Here is a 19,595-nt window from a genome sequence, read left to right as displayed (position 1 = left end):
GGTTTATTCCAAATATTTTGCAAAAACTCACGGAACCCCAGGAACGTGCCTAAACTCCAAACTGCGCGGCTGGAACTAATACCGGCCCACTGGCACCGTAAGGCGCCAGAACCCTGTCCATTGGTATGCACATAAAGAGATAAAAGCTATGAAACGGATTCTTCTCGGTACTCTCTTCACCGCTGTATCCATCAACGCAATGGCGCAAGCTCCAGGCGGCCCGGATTGCGGTTGGGGCAACATGCTGTTCGAAGGTCAGCGTGGCACCCCGGCTCACTTCCTGGCATCCACCACCAACGGCACTTCCGGTAACGCCACGTTTGGTATGACCTCCGGCACCAACGGTTGCTCGACCAACGCGTCGCTGACCTATGGCGGCAAATCCTGGTTTGCCATGAATGGCATGATGAACGAGCTGTCTGAAGACATGGCCAAGGGCAACGGCGAAGCGCTGACGACCTATGCCGTGGTACTGGGCGTGGCGCCGGAAGACCGTGCGCACTTCGCTGCTGTGACTCACGAGCACTTCCAGCAGATCTTCAGCAAGGCTGACGTGACCGCTGAAGACGTGCATACCAACACCCTGTCCGTGCTGAAATCAGACGCACGTCTGGCCAAGTACGCAACGCAGGCTTAAGCTCGACCCCGCCCGCTTCCTTCGGGGAGCGGGTTTTATTTTGAGTGCCGTCAGTCAATTGTGACGCTGAACCTGTGGCGAGGGGATTTATCCCCGTTCGGCTGCGAAGCAGTCGTGGAACCTGTGCATGCGGTGTATCTGATGCATTGGGGATACAGGTTCTGGGGCCGCTTCGCAGCCCAACGGGGATAAATCCCCTCGCCACAGGGTGAGTGATCACACCCCGATCCGGGTTTTATTTTCTTTCGACTTAAGTTGCCACTTATGCTCAAACGCCTTGCCTGGCTGGCGCTCTGTGTCTGCGCCCCGCTGTCCGCCGCGCCAAACATCGATCCTCAACGTTTGCAGCAACTGGCCAACGACCGCTTCTGGATTTCCCTCGGTCATTACGAAACCGCCAAACTCGGTGGCTGGCGCAGCTATGTCAGCGACAGGAAATTCTTTCTCGCGCCCGATGGCAATGAACACCCCGACCGTGAGCTGGCCGCCACCGTGCAGGCGTTGTACGCCCCGGCCAGTCTTGGTGAGCAGCACGCACAATGCGTCTATCCGGCCCGCACCCGCTGGTTGAAAGCACAGCTCAACCTGACCGATCTGCCGACGCCGGCGTGCGCCGAATACAAAAAGTGGTTCAAGGACGTTTCGCCGCACAGCGCGGTGATGATCTTCCCGGCGGCGTATCTCAACAGCCCGTCGTCGATGTTCGGCCACACCTTGCTGCGCATCGATCAGGCGGACGTGCAAAGCGACAAGACCTCGCTGCTCAGTTACGCGATCAACTTCGGCGCCTACATCGAAGGTTCGGACAACAGCATTCTCTACGCCTGGAAAGGTTTGATGGGCGGCTATCCGGGGCTGTTTGCGCTGGTGCCGTATCAGGAAAAACTCTCCGAATACCGCAGCCTGGAAAACCGCGATCTGTGGGAGTACCGGCTCAATCTGACGCAAGAAGAAACCGCGCGCATGGTCGAGCATGTGTGGGAGTTGAAGCAGATCCAGTTCGACTACTTCTTCTTCGACGAAAACTGCTCCTACCGTCTGCTCGAACTGCTGCAAGTGGCCCGTCCGAGTCTGCGCCTGACCGAACAATTCCCGCTGACCGCAATCCCCACCGACACGGTCAAAGCCGTTAAAGAAGCGGGTCTGGTAGAAAGCATCGAATACCGCCCGTCCCGTGAACGCGAATTGCTCAGCCGCGCCGAACCGTTGACTGACGAAGAACAGCAATGGGTGCTGAAAGTCAGCGCCGCTCAACAGGTGTTGCAAGCGCCCACTTTCAAGGCCCTGCCCCGCGCCCGGCAAGCGCTGATCATCGACGCCGCGTATCGGCTGGAGCGCTACCGCGCCAACGGCCAGGAACGTGATCCGCAACGGGCGCAGCGCAGCTTTGAACTGCTGCGGGCGATCAACAAAAACCCGGCGCCGGAGCTGGAGATCCCTCGTCCTGGCTTGCCGGAGGATGGCCACGAATCGCGCACCTGGCAGGCCGGTCTCGGTACTCGCGGCGACCGTGCGTTCGCCGAGTACGGCTTGCGCATGGCGTATCACGACCTCAACGACAACGCCGAGAGCTTCCCGCTCGGTGCGCAAATCGAAATCCTGCAGATGAAGCTGCGCCAGTACGAAGGCAATCACTGGCAGTTCCAGCAACTGGATCTGGCGACCATCCGCTCTCTGACACCGCGTAACGAGTTGCTGCAGCCATTGTCGTGGCAAGTGACGGGCGGACTTGAACGCGTGCCGGGCAAGCACGATGACGAAACCCTGGTCAGCCACGTCAATGGCGGCGGTGGAGGTACGTGGCAATTGGGTGAAGACGTGCTCGGTTTTGCCCTTGGCACGGTGCGTGTCGAACACAACAATGACTTCGCCGAGTTCGTTTCTCCTGCTGGCGGTTTCAATACCGGCGTGCTGTGGAAAAACCCGCTGGGCAATCTCAGCCTCGAAGCCAAGGGTGATTATTTCTTCAATGGCGAAGTGCGCCGTAGCCTGAGCCTGAATCAGCAGTGGGAGCTGTCGCGTAACCTGGGTTTACGCCTGAGTGCGCAGCGCGAGTTCAGTCATGTGGCGACGCCTGAAACTGAAGTGATGCTTGAGGTGAAGTGGTATCACTACTGAAAAGATCGCAGCCTTCGGCAGCTCCTACACTTGGAATGCGTTTCCCCTGTAGGAGCTGCCGCAGGCTGCGATCTTTTGATCTTTCTTTCACACCCCATCAACGAATCCCCTTCTAGACTTTCCCCATAAGCGGTGTGACGGCTCGGGAGAGTGCGATGTGGCGGTGTGCGGTTTCGCTGGGTGTTTTGCTATTGCTGAGCGGTTGCCAGACCACTCACGAAGATCTGATCGCCAAGGGTTATCCACCGGCCTTTGCCGACGGTTTTGATGACGGTTGTGTCAGCGGCCGACAGGCCGCCGGATCGATCAGCGGCGAGTTTCGCAAGAATGTGCCGCGCTATCTCAAGGACAAGCAATACGCCGAGGGCTGGACCGACGGCTTTCGCCAGTGTCAGGCGATGCTGGAAAACAAGGATCGCAACGACTATCGCAACGAGCACTGGGACGAGCGCGAGCGTGCCTGGCAGCAGCAGAAGGATCAGGGCGCCGCGCGGGCCTATCGCTCGCAATAGGTCGTTGGCAGACATCCGATGAAACCAAATGCCTGCGAGCATGGCCCAACCCATTAACGGGGAGGACACCATGAGCCGTGCTTTCGTCAACGAAGACAACGCCGCCGCGCAAGCCGATCAGCCAGTCGAACGGCAGGTCAGCGCGCAGCCCAATTACGTCACACAGCAAGGTCTGCAACAGTTGCAGGCGAAAGTCGCCGAGCTGCAAGCCTTGCACGCCGAGCAAACGGCAAAAGGTGAACAGGCTGACAAGCAACGCCAGGCCGATCTCGAACGAGATTTGCGTTACTTCAATCAGCGCCTCGGCAGCGCACAAGTCGCCGTCGCCGCGACGTCTACCGACAAAGTGCAAATCGGCAGTTGGGTGACCTACGCCGACGAACACGACACCGAACGCCGCGTGCAACTGGTCGGTGAAGATCAGGCCGACGCAGCCAAAGGCCTGATCAATTGGGGCTCACCGCTGGGCCGGGCCCTGCTTGGCGCCCGACTCAACGACGAGGTGCTATGGCAGCGCCCCGCCGGCGATCAAATGATTGAAGTGATTCGCATCGAGCCGAATCAGACGACGCCCTGAGCCAGCATCGCATCCGCGACTTTGACGAAGCCGGCGATGTTCGCGCCTTTGACGTAGTTGATCCGCCCGTTCTCTTCGCCGTAATGCACACAGGCGTGGTGGATCGACTGCATGATCGCGTGCAACTTGCTGTCCACCTCGCCCGCCGTCCACAACAAGCGCATGGCGTTCTGCGACATTTCCAGACCGCTGACGGCCACGCCGCCCGCATTGGATGCCTTGCCCGGCGCGAACAGAACCCCCGCCTCGATGAAGATATCCACAGCCTCCAGTGTGGTCGGCATGTTTGCGCCTTCGGCCACGCACACGCAGCCGTTGCGCAGCAGCAGGCGGGCGGATTCGGCGTCGAGTTCGTTTTGCGTGGCGCACGGTAGCGCTATGTCGCAGGCCAGCGACCAAGGCAACTGACCGGCGCGGAACTCCAGGTTGTAGACCGCTGCCAGTTCACTGATCCGCCCGCGTTTCACGTTTTTCAGTTCCAGCAGCGCCAGCCACTGTTCTTCACTCAACCCGGCTTCGCAATACAACGTGCCTTCGGAGTCGGACAGGGAAATCACCTTGCCGCCCAGATCCATGACCTTGCGCGCGGCGTATTGCGCAACGTTGCCGGAACCGGAGATCGCCACGCGTTTGCCTTCAACGGTCTGCTCGCGACGCTTGAGCATCTCTTCAGCGAAATACACGCAGCCAAAACCGGTGGCTTCCGGGCGAATCAGGCTGCCGCCGTACGTCATGCCCTTACCGGTCAGCACGCTGGTGAACTGGTTGCTCAGGCGCTTGTACTGACCGAACAGGAATCCGATCTCCCGCGCACCGACGCCGATGTCGCCGGCCGGCACGTCAACGTCGGCGCCGATATGGCGATACAACTCGCTCATGAACGCCTGGCAGAACCGCATGACTTCGGCGTCGCTCTTGCCCTTCGGATCGAAGTCCGAGCCGCCCTTGCCGCCGCCCATTGGCAACGAGGTGAGCGAGTTTTTGAAAGCCTGCTCGAAGGCGAGGAATTTCAGCACGCCCATGTTCACCGAAGGATGGAAACGCAAGCCGCCCTTGTAGGGGCCGATCGCGCTGTTCATCTGGATGCGGAAACCACGATTGACCTGGACCTTGCCCTGATCGTCGACCCACGACACGCGAAACACCACCGCCCGCTCCGGCTCACAGATGCGCTCCAGAATCCCCGAGGTCAGGTAATGCGGATTGGCCTCAAGAAACGGCCACAGACTGCGCAGGACTTCTTCGACAGCCTGGTGGAATTCGGGTTGATCCGGGTCGCGTTGTTTCAGGCGTGCGAGGAAGGATTCGACGGATTCGATCATGGGAAAAGTCTCGGCAAATTTATTGTCGTTGGAAGAGATTGGGCCGGACTGTAGCAAACGAATTGCGCACAGGAACAGCGCAAAATGTCGCAGATATGAAATTAAATGGTGCACAGGATATAAATCAGACTGTTTTTTGGCCTGTTACGCACCCGAATGGTGAGATCAGGTTCAAGTTATGCACCAACAGTTATACCCGCCATCGCTGGCAAGCCAGCTCCCACAGTTTCAGCGGTGTTCACCTATTCCGGGCACATCACAAATCCTGTGGGAGCTGGCTTGCCAGCGATGAATCCACCTCGGTACCCCGAAAAAACGCTGGCAAAAAAAACGGAGCCCGAAGGCTCCGCTTTTTCATGCAACCAACCCGAATCAGGCCAGTTTTTTGTGGCGTACCCGGTGTGGCTGGGCCGCCGCTTCGCCGAGGCGCTTTTTGCGGTCGGCTTCGTACTCGGTGTAGTTACCTTCGAAGAAGATCGCTTGCGAGTCGTCTTCGTACGCCAGGATGTGGGTCGCGACGCGGTCAAGGAACCACCGATCGTGAGAGATCACAATGGCGGCGCCCGGGAAGTCCAGCAGGGCTTCTTCCAGAGAACGCAGGGTTTCAACGTCGAGGTCGTTGGACGGTTCGTCGAGCAGCAGGACGTTGCCGCCCTCTTTCAGAGTCAGCGCCAGGTGCAAACGACCGCGCTCACCGCCGGACAGGTCCTTGACGAACTTCTGCTGATCGCCACCCTTGAAGTTGAAGCGACCGACGTAGGTACGCGACGGGATCTCGTAGTTGCCGATGCGGATCTGGTCGGAACCGTCGGAGATCTGCTGGAACACGGTCTTGCTGCCGTCGAGGTCTTCGCGGCTCTGATCGACGCACGCCAGTTGCACGGTTTCGCCGACTTCGATGCTGCCCGAATCCGGTGTTTCCTTGCCCATCAGCATGCGGAACAGGGTCGATTTACCGGCACCGTTACCGCCGATTACGCCGACAATGGCGCCCTTCGGCATCGAGAACGACAGGTTATCGATCAACACGCGATCGCCGTAGCCCTTGGAAACGTTCTTGAATTCGATGACCTTGTCGCCCAGACGCGGACCGGCCGGGATGTAGATTTCGTTGGTTTCCGAACGCTTCTGGAATTCCTGCGATTGCATTTCTTCGAAGCGTTGCAGACGAGCCTTGGATTTCGACTGGCGGGCCTTGGCGCCTTTGCGCACCCACTCCAGTTCTTCTTTCATGGCTTTTTCGTGAGCCGACTGCTGCTTGGATTCGGCAGCCAGACGATCGGACTTGGCTTCAAGCCAACCCGAATAGTTGCCTTCGTATGGAATGCCCGCGCCGCGGTCGAGTTCCAGAATCCAGCCAGCAACGTTGTCCAGGAAGTAACGGTCGTGCGTGATCGCAACCACGGTACCCGGGAAGTCGTGCAGGAAGTGCTCCAGCCACGCCACGGAGTCAGCGTCCAGGTGGTTGGTCGGTTCGTCGAGCAGCAGCATGTCCGGGGCGGACAGCAGCAGACGGCACAGGGCCACACGACGCTTTTCACCACCGGAGAGGAATTCGACCTTGGCGTCCCAGGCCGGCAGACGCAGCGCGTCGGCGGCGACTTCCAGTTGACGGTCCAGGTTGTGGCCGTCGCTGGCTTGCAGGATCGCTTCGAGCTTGGCCTGTTCGGCAGCCAGTTTGTCGAAGTCGGCATCTTCTTCAGCATAAGCCGCGTAGACCTCGTCCAGGCGTGCCTGGGCGTTCTTGATCACGCTGACCGCTTCCTCGACCACTTCACGCACGGTCTTGGTCGGATCAAGTTGCGGCTCTTGCGGCAGATAACCGATGTTCAGGTCCGGCATCGGACGGGCTTCGCCCTCGAACTCGGTGTCGACGCCGGCCATGATTTTCAGCAGCGTGGACTTACCCGAACCGTTGAGGCCGAGCACGCCGATCTTGGCGCCGGGGAAGAAGGACAGCGAAATGTTTTTGAGGATTTCCCGCTTCGGCGGAACAACCTTGCCCAGCCGATGCATGGTGAAGACGTATTGAGCCATGGAGAACCTTGGGTCAGTGACAGATGAATGATTGGAGCGCAGGCGATGCCCGGCCAGACCGATGCGCGTCGTTCACTTGATAGTCATCAATGCGTGCGCGCAGAAAAAGTCTGATTGTAGGAGCTGGAACGCTCCCGCGTAACCGGCAAAGCTACCTTAATGATAGAAGGCAGTCCAGCCGCGCGGGGCTGGCACTTCGCCACGACTCAAGGCATGCTAGCCCCCCTCTGGGCGTCCGGCTTATAGTGCACGTCGCGCCAGTCCAGCCAGACCGCAGGATTTCAGCTTGTCCAATGTCACTCCGCCAGCCTCTGTGAGCAGCACCCAACCGGCGCCAGGCTCGCCCCTGCGTGGAACATTAAAGGGTGCACTGGCGACACTCGTGCTTTTGCTGTTGGCGTTGCTGTTCTGGCAACTGCTCGACCAATTGCGCGAAACCCAGAAAAACCAGCGCCAGTACACCATCGATTACACCGCCGACCTCGCTTCGCAGGTCAGCCTGAACATGGCGCTGAATGCGCAGATCGCGCTCAATCTGCTACCGATCGTCGAACAGCCGCAGTCAGCCGACGAACAGCAGGCGTTGCTGCGCAAGCTCCAGCAATCGTTGCCCGATCTGCGCAGCATGGCTCTGCTCAGCCCTTCCGGCAGAATTATCAATGACAGCGCAGCGGACAGTTCCGACGCTGTCTACCTGACTGAACTGGTGCGCCGAAGCCGCTCCCAGGCGCATTACTTCAGCAACGCGGACGACGGGTCTCTGGTGCATTTGCTGCTGCATCAGGCCAGCGGCAACACGCGCGGCTACTGGGTCTTGCGCCTGACGCCGACCTTCTTCGACTCGCTGACCAAACAAAGTGACACCGGCCTGCGTCCACTGTGGCTGGTGGAAAACCGTCTCAACCATCAGATCATCAGCCGCGATGAGGCACTGTCGTCGGCCAAGCCCGGCGTACTGAGCCCGGATGATCTGGCCAACACCGTGCTCACGGTGCCGCTGAGCAGCAGCGACTGGCAGTTGCGCGGCCTGTTCGACCGTCAACGTGTGCTTGAAGAGTTGCTGCCGGCGTTCATCGGCAAATGCCTGCTGGGCCTGGCCTTCTCGATGCTGCCGGTGATTGCTCTGCTGAACATGCGCCGCCGTCAGCGCCAGCTGCATGAGGGTCGCCGTCGTTATCAGGATATTTTCGAGGGCACCGGCGTGGCCCTCTGCGTACTCGACCTGTCCGGTCTCAAGCAATTTTTCGACAAGGTGCAGATCCAGACCAGCGATCAACTCAAGGCCTGGCTCGATCAGCCGCAACAGCGCCAGCAACTGCTCCAGGAACTGCGCGTCACCGAGGTCAATCAGGTGGCGCTGCAACTGCTCAACGTCAATTCCTGTGACGACGCCTGGCAACTGCTGATCGATGGCCATCCGCACCGTCACTGCGCGATCGGCAATCAGATTCTGGATGCCGTGCTGCAACAGCAAAAACAGCTGGAACTGGAAATCAAACTGCCCGACATCAATGGTCGCGACCAGCATCTGTGGATGGTGCTGCGCCTGCCGACCGAGCAGCATGACTACAAAGCGGTGATCCTCAGCATCAACGACATCACCAGCCGCAAACTGATCGAGCTGTCACTGCTGGAACGTGAAGGTTTCTGGTCGGACGTGGTGCGTACCGTGCCGGATCATCTGTACGTGCAGGACGTAATCAGCCAGCGGATGATTTTCAGCAACCACCACCTCGGCCAGACACTCGGTTACAACCGCAGCGAACTGCATCAGATGGGCGAGTACTTCTGGGAAATCCTGCTGCACCCCGAAGACGCCGACTACTACCATCGCTCGCGCCAGATGCAGCGCCACGCCGGTTACAGCCAGTTGTTGCAATGTCAGTTGCGCTTCCGCCATCGCGACGGCGAATGGCGGCGCTTCGATATCCGTGAACAGGCACTGGCCCGCGACAAGCACGATCAGGTCACGCGGATCATCGGCGTGGCCAAGGACATCACCGAGCAGATCGAGGCCAGCGAATCCCTGCGCGACAGCGAGCAGCGCTACCGCATGCTCGCCGAAAGCATCAGCGACGTGATCTTCTCCACCGACAGCAAGCTGTCGCTGAACTACGTCAGCCCTTCGGTGCAGGCGGTGCTGGGCTACGACGTCGATTGGATTTTTCAGAACGGCTGGCAATCGACCATCGCCAACCCGCAGCAACTGAATGGCATCCACGCCCTGATGGATCGGGTCAGCAAGGCTTTGGACAACCCCGAGCAACTGGCGCTGTTGCGCAACCAGGTGCAGACCCAGTTGTTCCTGTTCGATTGCTTGCGCGCCGACGGCCGCAAGATCCCGATCGAGTTGCGCCTGGTGCTGGTGTGGGACGAGCACGGTGCGTTCGAAGGCGTGCTTGGCGTGGGGCGCGACATCAGCCAGCAGCGCCGCGCCGAAAAAGACCTGCGCATGGCCGCCACGGTTTTCGAACATTCGACCTCGGCAATCCTGATCACCGACCCGGCCGGTTACATCGTCCAGGCCAACGAAGCCTTCAGCCGGGTCAGCGGTTACGCGGTGGCCGAAGTCCTCGACCAGTTGCCGAACATGCTCACCGTCGACGAACAACAGGACGCACACCTGCGTTACGTGCTTAAGCAATTGCATCAGCACAGCACGTGGGAAGGCGAAGTCTGGCTCAAGCGCCGTAACGGCGAGCATTACCCGGCGTGGGTCGGCATCACGGCGGTGCTCGATGACGAGGGCGATCTGGCCAGTTACGTGTGCTTCTTCAGTGACATCAGCGAGCGCAAGGCCAGCGAACAGCGGATTCACCGCCTCGCCTACTACGACGCCCTGACTCATCTGCCGAACCGCACGCTGTTCCAGGATCGTCTGCACACCGCGCTGCAATCGGCCGAGCGGCAGAAGTCGTGGGTGGTGCTGATGTTCCTCGACCTCGACCGTTTCAAACCGATCAACGACTCCCTCGGCCACGCGGCCGGCGACCGCATGTTGAAAGACATGGCCACACGCCTGCTGGCCTGCGTCGACGATGACGACACCGTGGCGCGCATGGGCGGCGATGAATTCACCCTGTTGCTGCAACATCGCTCCAACCGTGAACTGGCGCTGAACCGGGCGATTCATGTCGCCGAGCAGATTCTCGCCAGTCTGGTGCGGCCGTTCGTGCTCGAAGGTCGCGAGTTCTTTGTGACGGCAAGTATCGGCATCGCCCTCTCCCCGCAGGACGGCAACGAGCTCAGCCAGTTGATGAAGAACGCCGACACCGCGATGTACCACGCCAAGGAGCGCGGCAAAAACAACTTCCAGTTCTATCAGGCCGACATGAACGCCAGTGCGCTGGAGCGTCTGGAGCTGGAAAGCGACCTGCGCCATGCCTTGGAACAAGACGAATTCGTCCTGTATTACCAACCGCAATTCAGCGGCGACGGCAAACGCCTGACCGGCGCCGAAGCCCTGCTGCGCTGGCGTCATCCGCGGCGCGGACTGGTGCCGCCGGGAGATTTCATTCCGGTACTGGAAGAGCTCGGGCTGGTGGTCGATGTCGGCGACTGGGTAATCAGCGAGGCATGCCGCCAGCTCAAGACCTGGCACCAGAACCGTGTGCGCGTGCCGAAGGTGTCGGTAAACATCTCGGCGCGGCAGTTCTCCGACGGCCAGCTCGGTACGCGGATCGCCACGATCCTGCGCGAAACCGGTCTGCCGCCGGCATGTCTGGAGCTGGAACTGACCGAAAGCATCCTGATGCGTGAAGTCAGCGAGGCGATGCAGATCCTCGCCGGCCTGAAAAACCTCGGCCTGAGCATCGCGGTCGATGACTTCGGCACCGGTTACTCATCGCTGAACTACCTCAAGCAGTTCCCGATCGACGTGCTGAAAATCGACCGTACGTTCGTTGATGGCCTGCCGTCCGGCGAGCAGGACGCACAGATCGCCCGGGCGATCATCGCCATGGCTCACAGCCTTAATCTGGCAGTGATTGCCGAGGGCGTGGAAACCCACGAACAACTGGACTTCCTGCGTGAGCATGGCTGCGATGAGGTTCAGGGGTATCTGTTCGGGCGGCCGATGCCGGCGGGACGGTTTGAGGCGCAGTTCAGCAATGATGCGCTGTTCATGTTCGACTGAGAATTTTTGGTGTTGCAAAAAAGATCGCAGCCTGCGGCAGCTCCTACAGGGATTGATGTCGATCACAGTATTCGGGATTGGCTCCGATTACTGTAGGAGCTGCCGAAGGCTGCGATCTTTTGAGGCCGGCACAATTACCATCGATCTGCGCATGAACGCCACTTGTCTGCGACATGATGTCGTTTCATATGCCATCCAAAACCCATTGGGTTAGAATGCCCCCCTTTTCTGCCCCCGATCCTTGAGGACCGCCATGTTCAGCCGTGATTTGACTATTGCCAAGTACGACGCCGATCTCTTTGCCGCCATGGAGCAAGAAGCCGTGCGCCAGGAAGAGCACATTGAGCTGATCGCTTCGGAAAACTACACCAGCCCAGCGGTGATGGAAGCTCAAGGCTCGGTATTGACCAACAAATACGCCGAAGGTTATCCGGGCAAGCGCTACTACGGTGGTTGCGAGTACGTCGATATCGTTGAGCAACTGGCCATCGACCGCGCCAAAGAACTGTTCGGTGCCGACTACGCCAACGTTCAGCCGCACGCCGGTTCGCAAGCCAACAGCGCCGTTTACCTGGCATTGCTGTCGGCCGGTGACACCATTCTGGGCATGAGCCTGGCCCACGGTGGTCACCTGACCCACGGCGCCAGCGTTTCCTCCTCGGGCAAGCTGTACAACGCCATCCAGTACGGCATCGACGCCAACGGCCTGATCGACTACGACGAAGTCGAGCGTCTGGCGGTTGAGCACAAGCCGAAAATGATCGTGGCCGGTTTCTCTGCCTACTCGCAGATCCTGGACTTCCCGCGTTTCCGCGAAATCGCTGACAAGGTTGGCGCTTACCTGTTCGTCGACATGGCTCACGTGGCCGGTCTGGTTGCCGCGGGCGTTTACCCGAACCCGGTGCCTTTCGCTGACGTCGTGACCACCACCACGCACAAGACCCTGCGCGGTCCACGTGGCGGCCTGATCCTGGCTCGCGCCAACGCCGACATCGAGAAGAAGCTCAACTCCGCCGTATTCCCGGGCGCCCAGGGTGGCCCGCTGGAGCACGTGATCGCCGCCAAAGCGATCTGCTTCAAGGAAGCGCTGCAGCCTGAGTTCAAGACTTACCAGCAACAAGTGGTGAAGAACGCCCAGGCCATGGCCAGCGTGTTCATCGAGCGCGGTTTCGACGTGGTTTCCGGCGGTACTGAAAACCACCTGTTCCTGCTGTCGCTGATCAAGCAGGAAATCTCCGGTAAAGACGCCGACGCTGCTCTGGGCAAAGCGTTCATCACCGTGAACAAGAACTCCGTGCCTAACGATCCACGCTCGCCGTTCGTGACTTCCGGCCTGCGCTTCGGTACTCCGGCTGTGACCACTCGTGGCTTCAAGGAAGCAGAGTGCAAAGAGCTGGCCGGCTGGATCTGCGACATCCTGGCTGACCTGAATAACGAGGCGGTGATCGATGCCGTTCGTGAGAAAGTCAAAGCCATCTGCAAGAAACTGCCGGTATACGGCGCTTAATTGCGACGCTAAAACCGCAGCATGAAAAACCGGCCAAGTAATTGGCCGGTTTTTTTTTCGCCTGAAGAAAGATCAAAAGATCGCAGCCTTCGGCAGCTCCTACATTGGGATTCACGTTTCCGTGTAGGAGCTGCCGAAGGCTGCGATCTTTTGATCTTTGGCCACTGGTCAGACCGGTCATGCCAATTTCACTATTTTCACTTGTCATTCCAAAAAAACCGAGCGTAGACTGCACCCGCACTGGACATACCGGTAAGACCACAATAATTAAGTCCTGAATCTGATACGCCCCGCGTACGGCAGCCAGGACACCGACCAGGATTCCTCCCATGCTCAGATGGTGCTCGCGTTCAATCTTCCTCCAAGTGGTTCTCGGACTGGTGCTCGGCATCGTCTGCGGGCTGACCCTTCCGGAATACTCCGCCCAGCTCAAACCGCTCGGCGACGGCTTCATCAAACTGATCAAGATGCTTATCGGCCTGATCGTGTTCTGCGTGGTGGTCAGCGGCATCAGTGGCGCGGGCGATCTGAAGAAGGTCGGCCGGATAGGCCTCAAGTCGGTTATCTATTTTGAAGTGCTTACCACCATTGCCCTGGTGATCGGCCTGGTATTCGCCTTCAGCACTGGCATCGGCAGTGGCGCGAATATCCACTTGGAGCAATTGTCCACGGCCGACATGGGCGATCTGGCCGAGCGCGGCCAGCACATGCACACCACCACGCAGTTCCTGATGGACCTGATCCCGACGTCGGTGATCGGCGCCTTTGCCGAGAACAACATTCTGCAAGTGCTGCTGTTCTCGGTACTGTTCGGCAGCGCGTTGAACCTGGTTGGCGAAGCGGCATCCGGGATCTCGCGGCTGATCAACGAACTGAGCCACGTGATCTTCCGGATCATGGGCATGATCGTGCGTCTGGCTCCAATTGGAGTGTTCGGCGCCATCGCCTTCACCACCAGCAAATACGGCATCGATTCGCTGCAACATCTGGGCAGTCTGGTGGGCTTGTTCTACCTGACCTGCATCGCGTTCGTCAGCGTGATTCTGGGCCTGGTGATGCGTGCGTCCGGCCTGCGCATGTGGCCGCTGCTCAAGTACCTGCGCGAAGAACTGCTGATCGTCATGGGCACGGCATCGTCCGATGCGGTGTTGCCGCAGATCATGCGCAAACTGGAACACCTCGGCATCGGCAGCTCGACCGTCGGGCTGGTGATTCCCACCGGCTATTCGTTCAACCTCGACGGTTTCTCGATCTACCTGACGCTGGCCATCGTCTTCATCGCCAACGCCACCGGCACGCCTTTGGCCATGACTGATTTGCTGACGATTCTGCTGGTGTCGTTGATCACCTCGAAAGGCGCCCACGGTATCCCCGGTTCGGCCTTGGTGATTCTCGCGGCGACATTGACGGCAATTCCGGCGATCCCGGTGGTCGGTCTGGTGTTGGTGCTGGCGGTGGACTGGTTCATGGGCATCGGCCGCGCGCTGACTAACCTGATCGGCAACTGCGTCGCCACCGTGGCCATCGCCCGCTGGGAAAAAGACATCGATGTACAACGCGCGAACAAAGTACTTAGCGGTCAGCAGGGCTACACCTTTCAGCCGCGTAAAACAGTAACTCCGGCGCACCAGCAGGAGTTCTGATTTCAACCCTGCCGGGATTGCCGCTGGGCTGCGATCTTTCGATCTGGCCTGCGGCAGCTCCCGCAGGCACATGGAGCAAGACAAGTGATTACCACATCAACCGTCGTCAACTCAGTCGTAGAAAAACTCCGCGCCGCACTGGCCCGGGGTCAGTGGCGCACCGGCGACATGTTGCCGGGCCAGCGCGAACTGGCCGAACAACTGGGCATCAGCCGCCCAAGCCTGCGCGAAGCGGTGATCGTCCTGGAAACCCTCGGCCTCGTCCGCTCGATGCCGGGCAAAGGCGTGGTGGTGCTCGACGCGCAACTCAGCGACAGCCAGAGCCACGACAGCGCGGTGGCCGGCGCCAGTCTCGAAGACGTGCTGCAACTGCGCTACACCCTTGAACCGTTCATTGTCGGCCTGGTGGCGCAGTCGATCAGCAGCAAGGAAGTCGGCCAGTTGCGTCTGACCCTGATGGACATGCGCGAAGCGCTTGAAGCCGGCGACAGTGAAGCCGGGGTCAGCGCCTACATCGCGTTCCATGAAGAGCTGTTCACCCTGACTTCAAACCCGATCTTTCAAAGTGTGGTGCAACAGACCAGCAACGCCCTCAAGCAAAGCGCCGAAGTGCTGCGCAACTCCCCGGAACATCTGGCCGAACGGCTGGAAGAAAACGAAGCCGTGGTCCGTGCGATTCGCAGCAAGAACAGCGCCCAGGCCAGCGCTGAAATGCGCCGGCACATTCTGCGTGAGGCGCAGCGCATGGGCATCGAGATGAACATTCCGGACGACCACTTGAGCAATTGAAATATTTCACACTGGAGACCGGCCATGAACAGCCTTGCCACGCCGTCGCACCCTCGCCAGATGTCAGCCGCCCTGCCCTTCTCCCGCCTGCGCGCGCCGGTGGATGATCTGTACCCGCGCCTGTTCGACGCGATTCTGGAGCAGCGCATCGATCCGAGCAGCCGCTTCACGGAAGACAGCCTCAAGCAGATGTTCGGCGCCAGCCGCGCGGACGTGCGCCGGGCGCTGACGCAGCTTGGCAACGAGCACGTCATCGTGTTGCGCGCCAATCATCGGCCACGGGTGGCCGCGCCGGATGCAGAGCAAACGCGGCAGACTTTGCAGGCACGACGGCTGACAGAAAGCACGCTGGTGCGCCTGGCGTGTCAGCGCCCACAGGCTGACGGTTTGAAACGTCTGCGAGCCTTGATAGAGCGTGAACGGCAGGCCGTGGAACAGGATCGGCGGGGCGCGGCGATTCGCTTGTCCGGGGAGTTTCATCTGCAATTGGCGCGCATGGCGGGGAATGCACCGCTGGCGCATTTTCTGGGCAGTCTGGTGCCGCTGACTTCATTGGCGATTGCGCGGTGTGCTGGATCGACCCGCAGTTGTTGCGCGTGGCGGGAGCATTTGGCGATTGTTGAGGCGGTTGAGTGTGGGGATGGTGGCAGGGCTGAGTTGCTGATGAATCGGCATCTGGATCATCTTGAGCAGACGCTGCTGGGTTCAGACCCTGAGCATTGTGTTGCTGGTTAGATCGCTATCGCGAGCAGGCTCACTCCTACAGGGGAACGCATTTCAAATGTAGGAGTGAGCCTGCTCGCGATGGCTTCATTTCTAACGCCGAAAAACCATCAGCCAGCCACCACCTTGGCAAACCCCGCCCGGATCTTCTCTTCCGGCAAATCATCGGCAATAAACACAATCACACTCTCGCGTTTCTCACCCTCGGCCCATTCGGTGTCCCAGTCGAAACCGTAAAGTTTCAGCACGCCCTGAAACACCAGGCGCCGATCTTCCCCGGCAATGTTCAGCACGCCTTTGTAACGCAACAATTGCTTGCCGTGTTCTTCCAGCAATTCATTCATGAACTCGCTGAGCTGGTCGATATCCAGCGGCTGATCGGTGCGCAGGACCAGGCTTGAGATGCGGTCGATCGAGGGGGTTTTGCTCACCGGGCGCAGACTCAGACCGCCGCCGAGATCGGCATTCAGGTTGAAGCCGCGCACATCCAGCAGTTCGGCCAGATCGATGTTGCCATGCTCGACCACGCGGATCGGCGCACGGCGGTTGATTCGGGTCAGACGTTCGCTCAGCGCGGTGAACGTTGCTTCGTCCACCAGATCGGTCTTGCTCACCAGCAAACGGTCGGCGAAACCAATCTGCGCCTGAGCGATGGTCTGGGTCAGGTGCACGTCGGCGTGAGCTGCGTCGACCAGAGTGATGATGCCGTCGAGCAGGTAACGCTCGCGCAGTTCTTCGTCGATGAAAAAGGTCTGCGCGACCGGTGCCGGATCGGCCAGACCGGTGCACTCGATGACCAGACGATCGAAGGCGATCTCGCCGCTGTCCAGACGCTCAAGGAGCAGGTACAGGGCTTTGGTCAAATCCGTGTGAATGGTGCAGCAGACGCAGCCGTTGGCCAGGGTCATGACCTGCACCGGCTCGTCGCCCAGCAACTGGGTGTCGATACCGGCATCGCTGAATTCGTTCTCGATGACGGCGATTTTCAGGCCGTGCTCGGCTTTCAGGATATGGCGCAGCAACGTGGTCTTGCCGGCACCGAGGAAACCGCTGAGCACTGTTACGGGTATTGGAGAAGACAAATCGATCCCCTTCACAAAATGAATGAACAACACAAAACAAATGTGGGAGCCAGCCTGCTGGCGATTGCGGTGTGTCATTCGACATGGATGTCGACTGACACGCCCTCATCGCTAGCAGGCTAGCTCCCACAGGGGGGATTGCATCAACCTCAGGCTGTCAGATCAACAGCACTTCGGCCCACCCTTGCCACCGTAACGGGCCTCCTGACGTTCGCGAAAGAACATCTCGTAGCTCATCACCGGTTTGTCCGGGTGTTTGTTTTGCATGTGCTCGACGTAGGTGTCGTAGTCGGGCATGCCGACCATCAGGCGCGCGGCCTGACCGAGGTATTTACCGAGGCGACTCAGGTCATTGAACATGCTGCAATCCTCTGGTTACGCATCCGGCAGAGCCTGGAATGGCGATTCTTTATCCGTACGCTCTTTTTTGCCCCAGGCAGCGATGCCGACCTTGAGCGCATAGAACAGGATGCTGAATACCACGAACAGGAACAGCGCAGTCAGCGTGGCGTTGGTGTAAGCGTTGAAGATCACATGCTGCATCTGCTCGACGCTTTTCGCTGGAGCCAGCACCTGACCATTGGCCAGCGCATCGCTGTACTTCTTGGCCAACGACAGGAAGCCGATCGCCGGGTTGGCGTCGAACAGCTTGATGAAGCCTGCGGTCGTGGTGCAGATCAACAGCCAGGTTGCCGGCAGCAGCGTGACCCAGATGTAGCGCTGGCGCTTCATCTTGATCAGGACCACGGTGCCGAGCATCAGCGCGATACCGGCCAGCATCTGGTTGGAGATACCGAACAGCGGCCACAAGGTGTTGATGCCGCCCAGTGGATCGATCACGCCCTGGTACAGCAACCAGCCCCACATCGCCACACAACCGGCGGTGGCGATCAGGTTGGCGGTCCAGGATTCAGTACGCTTGAGCGCCGGAACGAAGGAGCCGAGCAGATCCTGCAGCATGAAACGTCCGGCACGAGTACCGGCGTCGACTGCGGTCAGGATGAACAGCGCTTCAAACAGGATCGCGAAGTGGTACCAGAACGCCATGGTGTTCTCACCCGGCAGGACACTGTGCAGGATCTGCGCAATACCCACCGCCAGGGTCGGTGCACCGCCGGCACGGGCGAGGATGGTGGTTTCGCCGATGTCATTCGCCACGGCTTGCAGCGCCTCAGGCGTAATCGCAAAACCCCAACTGGTGACCACTTGCGCAACCGATACCACGTCACTGCCGACAACTGCAGCCGGGCTGTTCATGGCGAAGTACACGCCAGGCTCGATCACCGATGCAGCGACCATGGCCATGATCGCCACGAACGACTCCATCAACATGCCGCCGTAACCGATGTAACGGGCGTTGGTTTCGTTATCCAGCAGCTTGGGCGTGGTGCCCGAAGAAATCAGCGCGTGGAAACCGGAGACCGCACCGCAAGCAATGGTGATGAACAGGAACGGGAACAGACCGCCCTTCCACACCGGGCCGGTGCCGTCGACGAACTGGGTCAGCGCCGGCATTTTCAGCTCGGGCATGGTCACCAGAATGCCAATCGCCAACGCGACGATGGTACCGATCTTGAGGAACGTGGAGAGGTAGTCACGCGGCGCCAGAATCAGCCAGACCGGTAGCGAAGCAGCGACAAAACCGTAGCCGACCAGCATCCAGGTAATCTGCACACCCGTGAAGGTGAACGCCTTGGCCCACACCGGATCGGCGGCAATCTGCCCACCGAGCCAGATCGAACCCAGCAGCAGCAAAACGCCGACCACGGAGATTTCACCAATGCGGCCCGGGCGGATGTAGCGCATGTAAATGCCCATGAACATCGCGATCGGGATAGTCGCCATCACGGTGAAAATGCCCCACGGGCTTTCGGCCAGTGCTTTCACCACGATCAGCGCCAGCACCGCGAGGATGATGATCATGATCAGGAAGCAGCCGAACAGTGCAATGGTGCCGGGAACACGGCCCATTTCTTCACGCACCATGTCGCCCAGGGAACGGCCGTTGCGACGGGTCGACATGAACAGAACCATGAAGTCCTGCACCGCGCCCGCCAGCACCACACCGGCAATCAGCCACAGCGTGCCGGGCAGATACCCCATCTGCGCCGCCAGAACCGGACCGACCAGAGGCCCCGCGCCAGCAATCGCCGCGAAGTGGTGACCGAAAAGAATGTGTTTGTTGGTTGGAACGTAATCCAGACCGTCGTTGTTGAGCACGGCGGGGGTGGCCCGACGCGGATCGAGTTGCATCACATGGGTTGCGATGAACAGGCTGTAGTAACGGTACGCAACCAGATAAATGGCCACGGCAGCGACCACAATCCACAAGGCGTTAATCGCCTCGCCTCGGCGCAATGCCACTACGCCCAGGGCGCACGCTCCTACGATTGCCAGCACTAGCCAGGGTAAGTGGCGTAGCAGGCTATTATTGTTTTTCATTTTATTATTCCAGCCAGGGTGGACAAGAAAGACAGCCACCCCGAGTTTAGCGCTTACGGCGACAAAGGCCA

14 protein-coding genes are annotated in these 19,595 nt (G+C 59.6%); 9 read left to right on the top strand and 5 right to left on the bottom strand.

Annotated features, from left to right (window positions below):
- Nucleotides 1–148 precede the first annotated feature (148 nt).
- The 4 genes from ICA15_RS24650 (at nt 149) to ICA15_RS24635 (ending at nt 3,844) form a co-directional block, all read left to right on the top strand.
- Nucleotides 149–637, top strand: coding sequence for a DUF3015 domain-containing protein (locus tag ICA15_RS24650; RefSeq protein WP_150595302.1), 489 nt, complete (start codon nt 149–151; stop codon nt 635–637).
- 264 nt (nt 638–901) lie between these two features.
- The gene (locus tag ICA15_RS24645; protein ID WP_210554892.1) at nt 902–2,755 is read left to right on the top strand and encodes a DUF4105 domain-containing protein; all 1,854 of its coding nucleotides are present in this window, start codon (nt 902–904) and stop codon (nt 2,753–2,755) included.
- Nucleotides 2,756–2,910: 155 nt separating this feature from the next.
- Entirely contained in the window at nt 2,911–3,267 is a 357-nt protein-coding gene (locus tag ICA15_RS24640; RefSeq protein WP_210554891.1) for a hypothetical protein, read from the top strand.
- Nucleotides 3,268–3,337: 70 nt separating this feature from the next.
- Nucleotides 3,338–3,844 carry a GreA/GreB family elongation factor gene (locus tag ICA15_RS24635; RefSeq protein ID WP_047303327.1) on the top strand — a complete coding sequence of 169 codons (507 nt, stop codon included), beginning with the start codon at nt 3,338–3,340 and terminating at the stop codon, nt 3,842–3,844.
- Here ICA15_RS24635 and gdhA read toward each other — a convergent pair.
- Both gdhA and ettA read right to left on the bottom strand, forming a co-directional pair.
- Nucleotides 3,829–5,166 (bottom strand): NADP-specific glutamate dehydrogenase, encoded by a 1,338-nt coding sequence (gene gdhA, locus ICA15_RS24630; protein WP_210554890.1) that lies wholly within the window; start codon nt 5,164–5,166, stop codon nt 3,829–3,831. The two genes, ICA15_RS24635 and gdhA, sit on opposite strands and share 16 nt — an antisense overlap.
- A 372-nt stretch (nt 5,167–5,538) precedes the next feature.
- Nucleotides 5,539–7,203, bottom strand: coding sequence for an energy-dependent translational throttle protein EttA (gene ettA / locus ICA15_RS24625; protein ID WP_042561164.1), 1,665 nt, complete (start codon nt 7,201–7,203; stop codon nt 5,539–5,541).
- A 286-nt stretch (nt 7,204–7,489) separates the two neighbouring features.
- Here ettA and morA point away from each other — a divergent pair, with 286 nt between their 5' ends.
- From morA to ICA15_RS24600, 5 genes are all read left to right on the top strand, one after another.
- Nucleotides 7,490–11,338 (top strand): bifunctional diguanylate cyclase/phosphodiesterase, encoded by a 3,849-nt coding sequence (gene morA / locus ICA15_RS24620; protein ID WP_210554889.1) that lies wholly within the window; start codon nt 7,490–7,492, stop codon nt 11,336–11,338.
- Between the two features lie 253 nt (nt 11,339–11,591).
- Nucleotides 11,592–12,845 carry a serine hydroxymethyltransferase gene (gene glyA / locus ICA15_RS24615; protein ID WP_150597084.1) on the top strand — a complete coding sequence of 418 codons (1,254 nt, stop codon included), beginning with the start codon at nt 11,592–11,594 and terminating at the stop codon, nt 12,843–12,845.
- 329 nt (nt 12,846–13,174) lie between these two features.
- A complete protein-coding gene (locus ICA15_RS24610; RefSeq protein ID WP_210554888.1) occupies nt 13,175–14,488 on the top strand; it encodes a C4-dicarboxylate transporter DctA in 1,314 nt (437 codons plus the stop codon).
- A gap of 84 nt (nt 14,489–14,572) precedes the next feature.
- The gene (locus ICA15_RS24605; RefSeq protein ID WP_150602182.1) at nt 14,573–15,277 is read left to right on the top strand and encodes a FadR/GntR family transcriptional regulator; all 705 of its coding nucleotides are present in this window, start codon (nt 14,573–14,575) and stop codon (nt 15,275–15,277) included.
- Nucleotides 15,278–15,301: 24 nt separating this feature from the next.
- Nucleotides 15,302–16,012 (top strand): GntR family transcriptional regulator, encoded by a 711-nt coding sequence (locus ICA15_RS24600; RefSeq protein ID WP_210554887.1) that lies wholly within the window; start codon nt 15,302–15,304, stop codon nt 16,010–16,012.
- A gap of 98 nt (nt 16,013–16,110) precedes the next feature.
- On the opposite strand, the gene yjiA is transcribed toward ICA15_RS24600, so the two are convergent.
- The 3 genes from yjiA to ICA15_RS24585 form a co-directional block, all read right to left on the bottom strand.
- Entirely contained in the window at nt 16,111–17,082 is a 972-nt protein-coding gene (gene yjiA / locus ICA15_RS24595; protein ID WP_210554886.1) for a GTPase, read from the bottom strand.
- A 162-nt stretch (nt 17,083–17,244) separates the two neighbouring features.
- Nucleotides 17,245–17,442: a YbdD/YjiX family protein gene (locus tag ICA15_RS24590; RefSeq protein WP_042561171.1), complete on the bottom strand. Its 198-nt coding sequence runs from the start codon at nt 17,440–17,442 to the stop codon at nt 17,245–17,247.
- A gap of 15 nt (nt 17,443–17,457) precedes the next feature.
- Complete coding sequence (locus ICA15_RS24585) at nt 17,458–19,524, bottom strand: carbon starvation CstA family protein (RefSeq protein WP_150617350.1); 2,067 nt, start codon at nt 19,522–19,524, stop codon at nt 17,458–17,460.
- Nucleotides 19,525–19,595: the final 71 nt, after the last annotated feature.

This window comes from Pseudomonas sp. P116 (genome assembly GCF_020149425.1).
In the GTDB taxonomy this organism is placed as follows: Bacteria; Pseudomonadota; Gammaproteobacteria; order Pseudomonadales; family Pseudomonadaceae; genus Aquipseudomonas; species Aquipseudomonas anatoliensis.
Note: the sequence above shows the minus strand (reverse complement) of the source record. Positions and strands in the feature narration are given on the sequence as shown.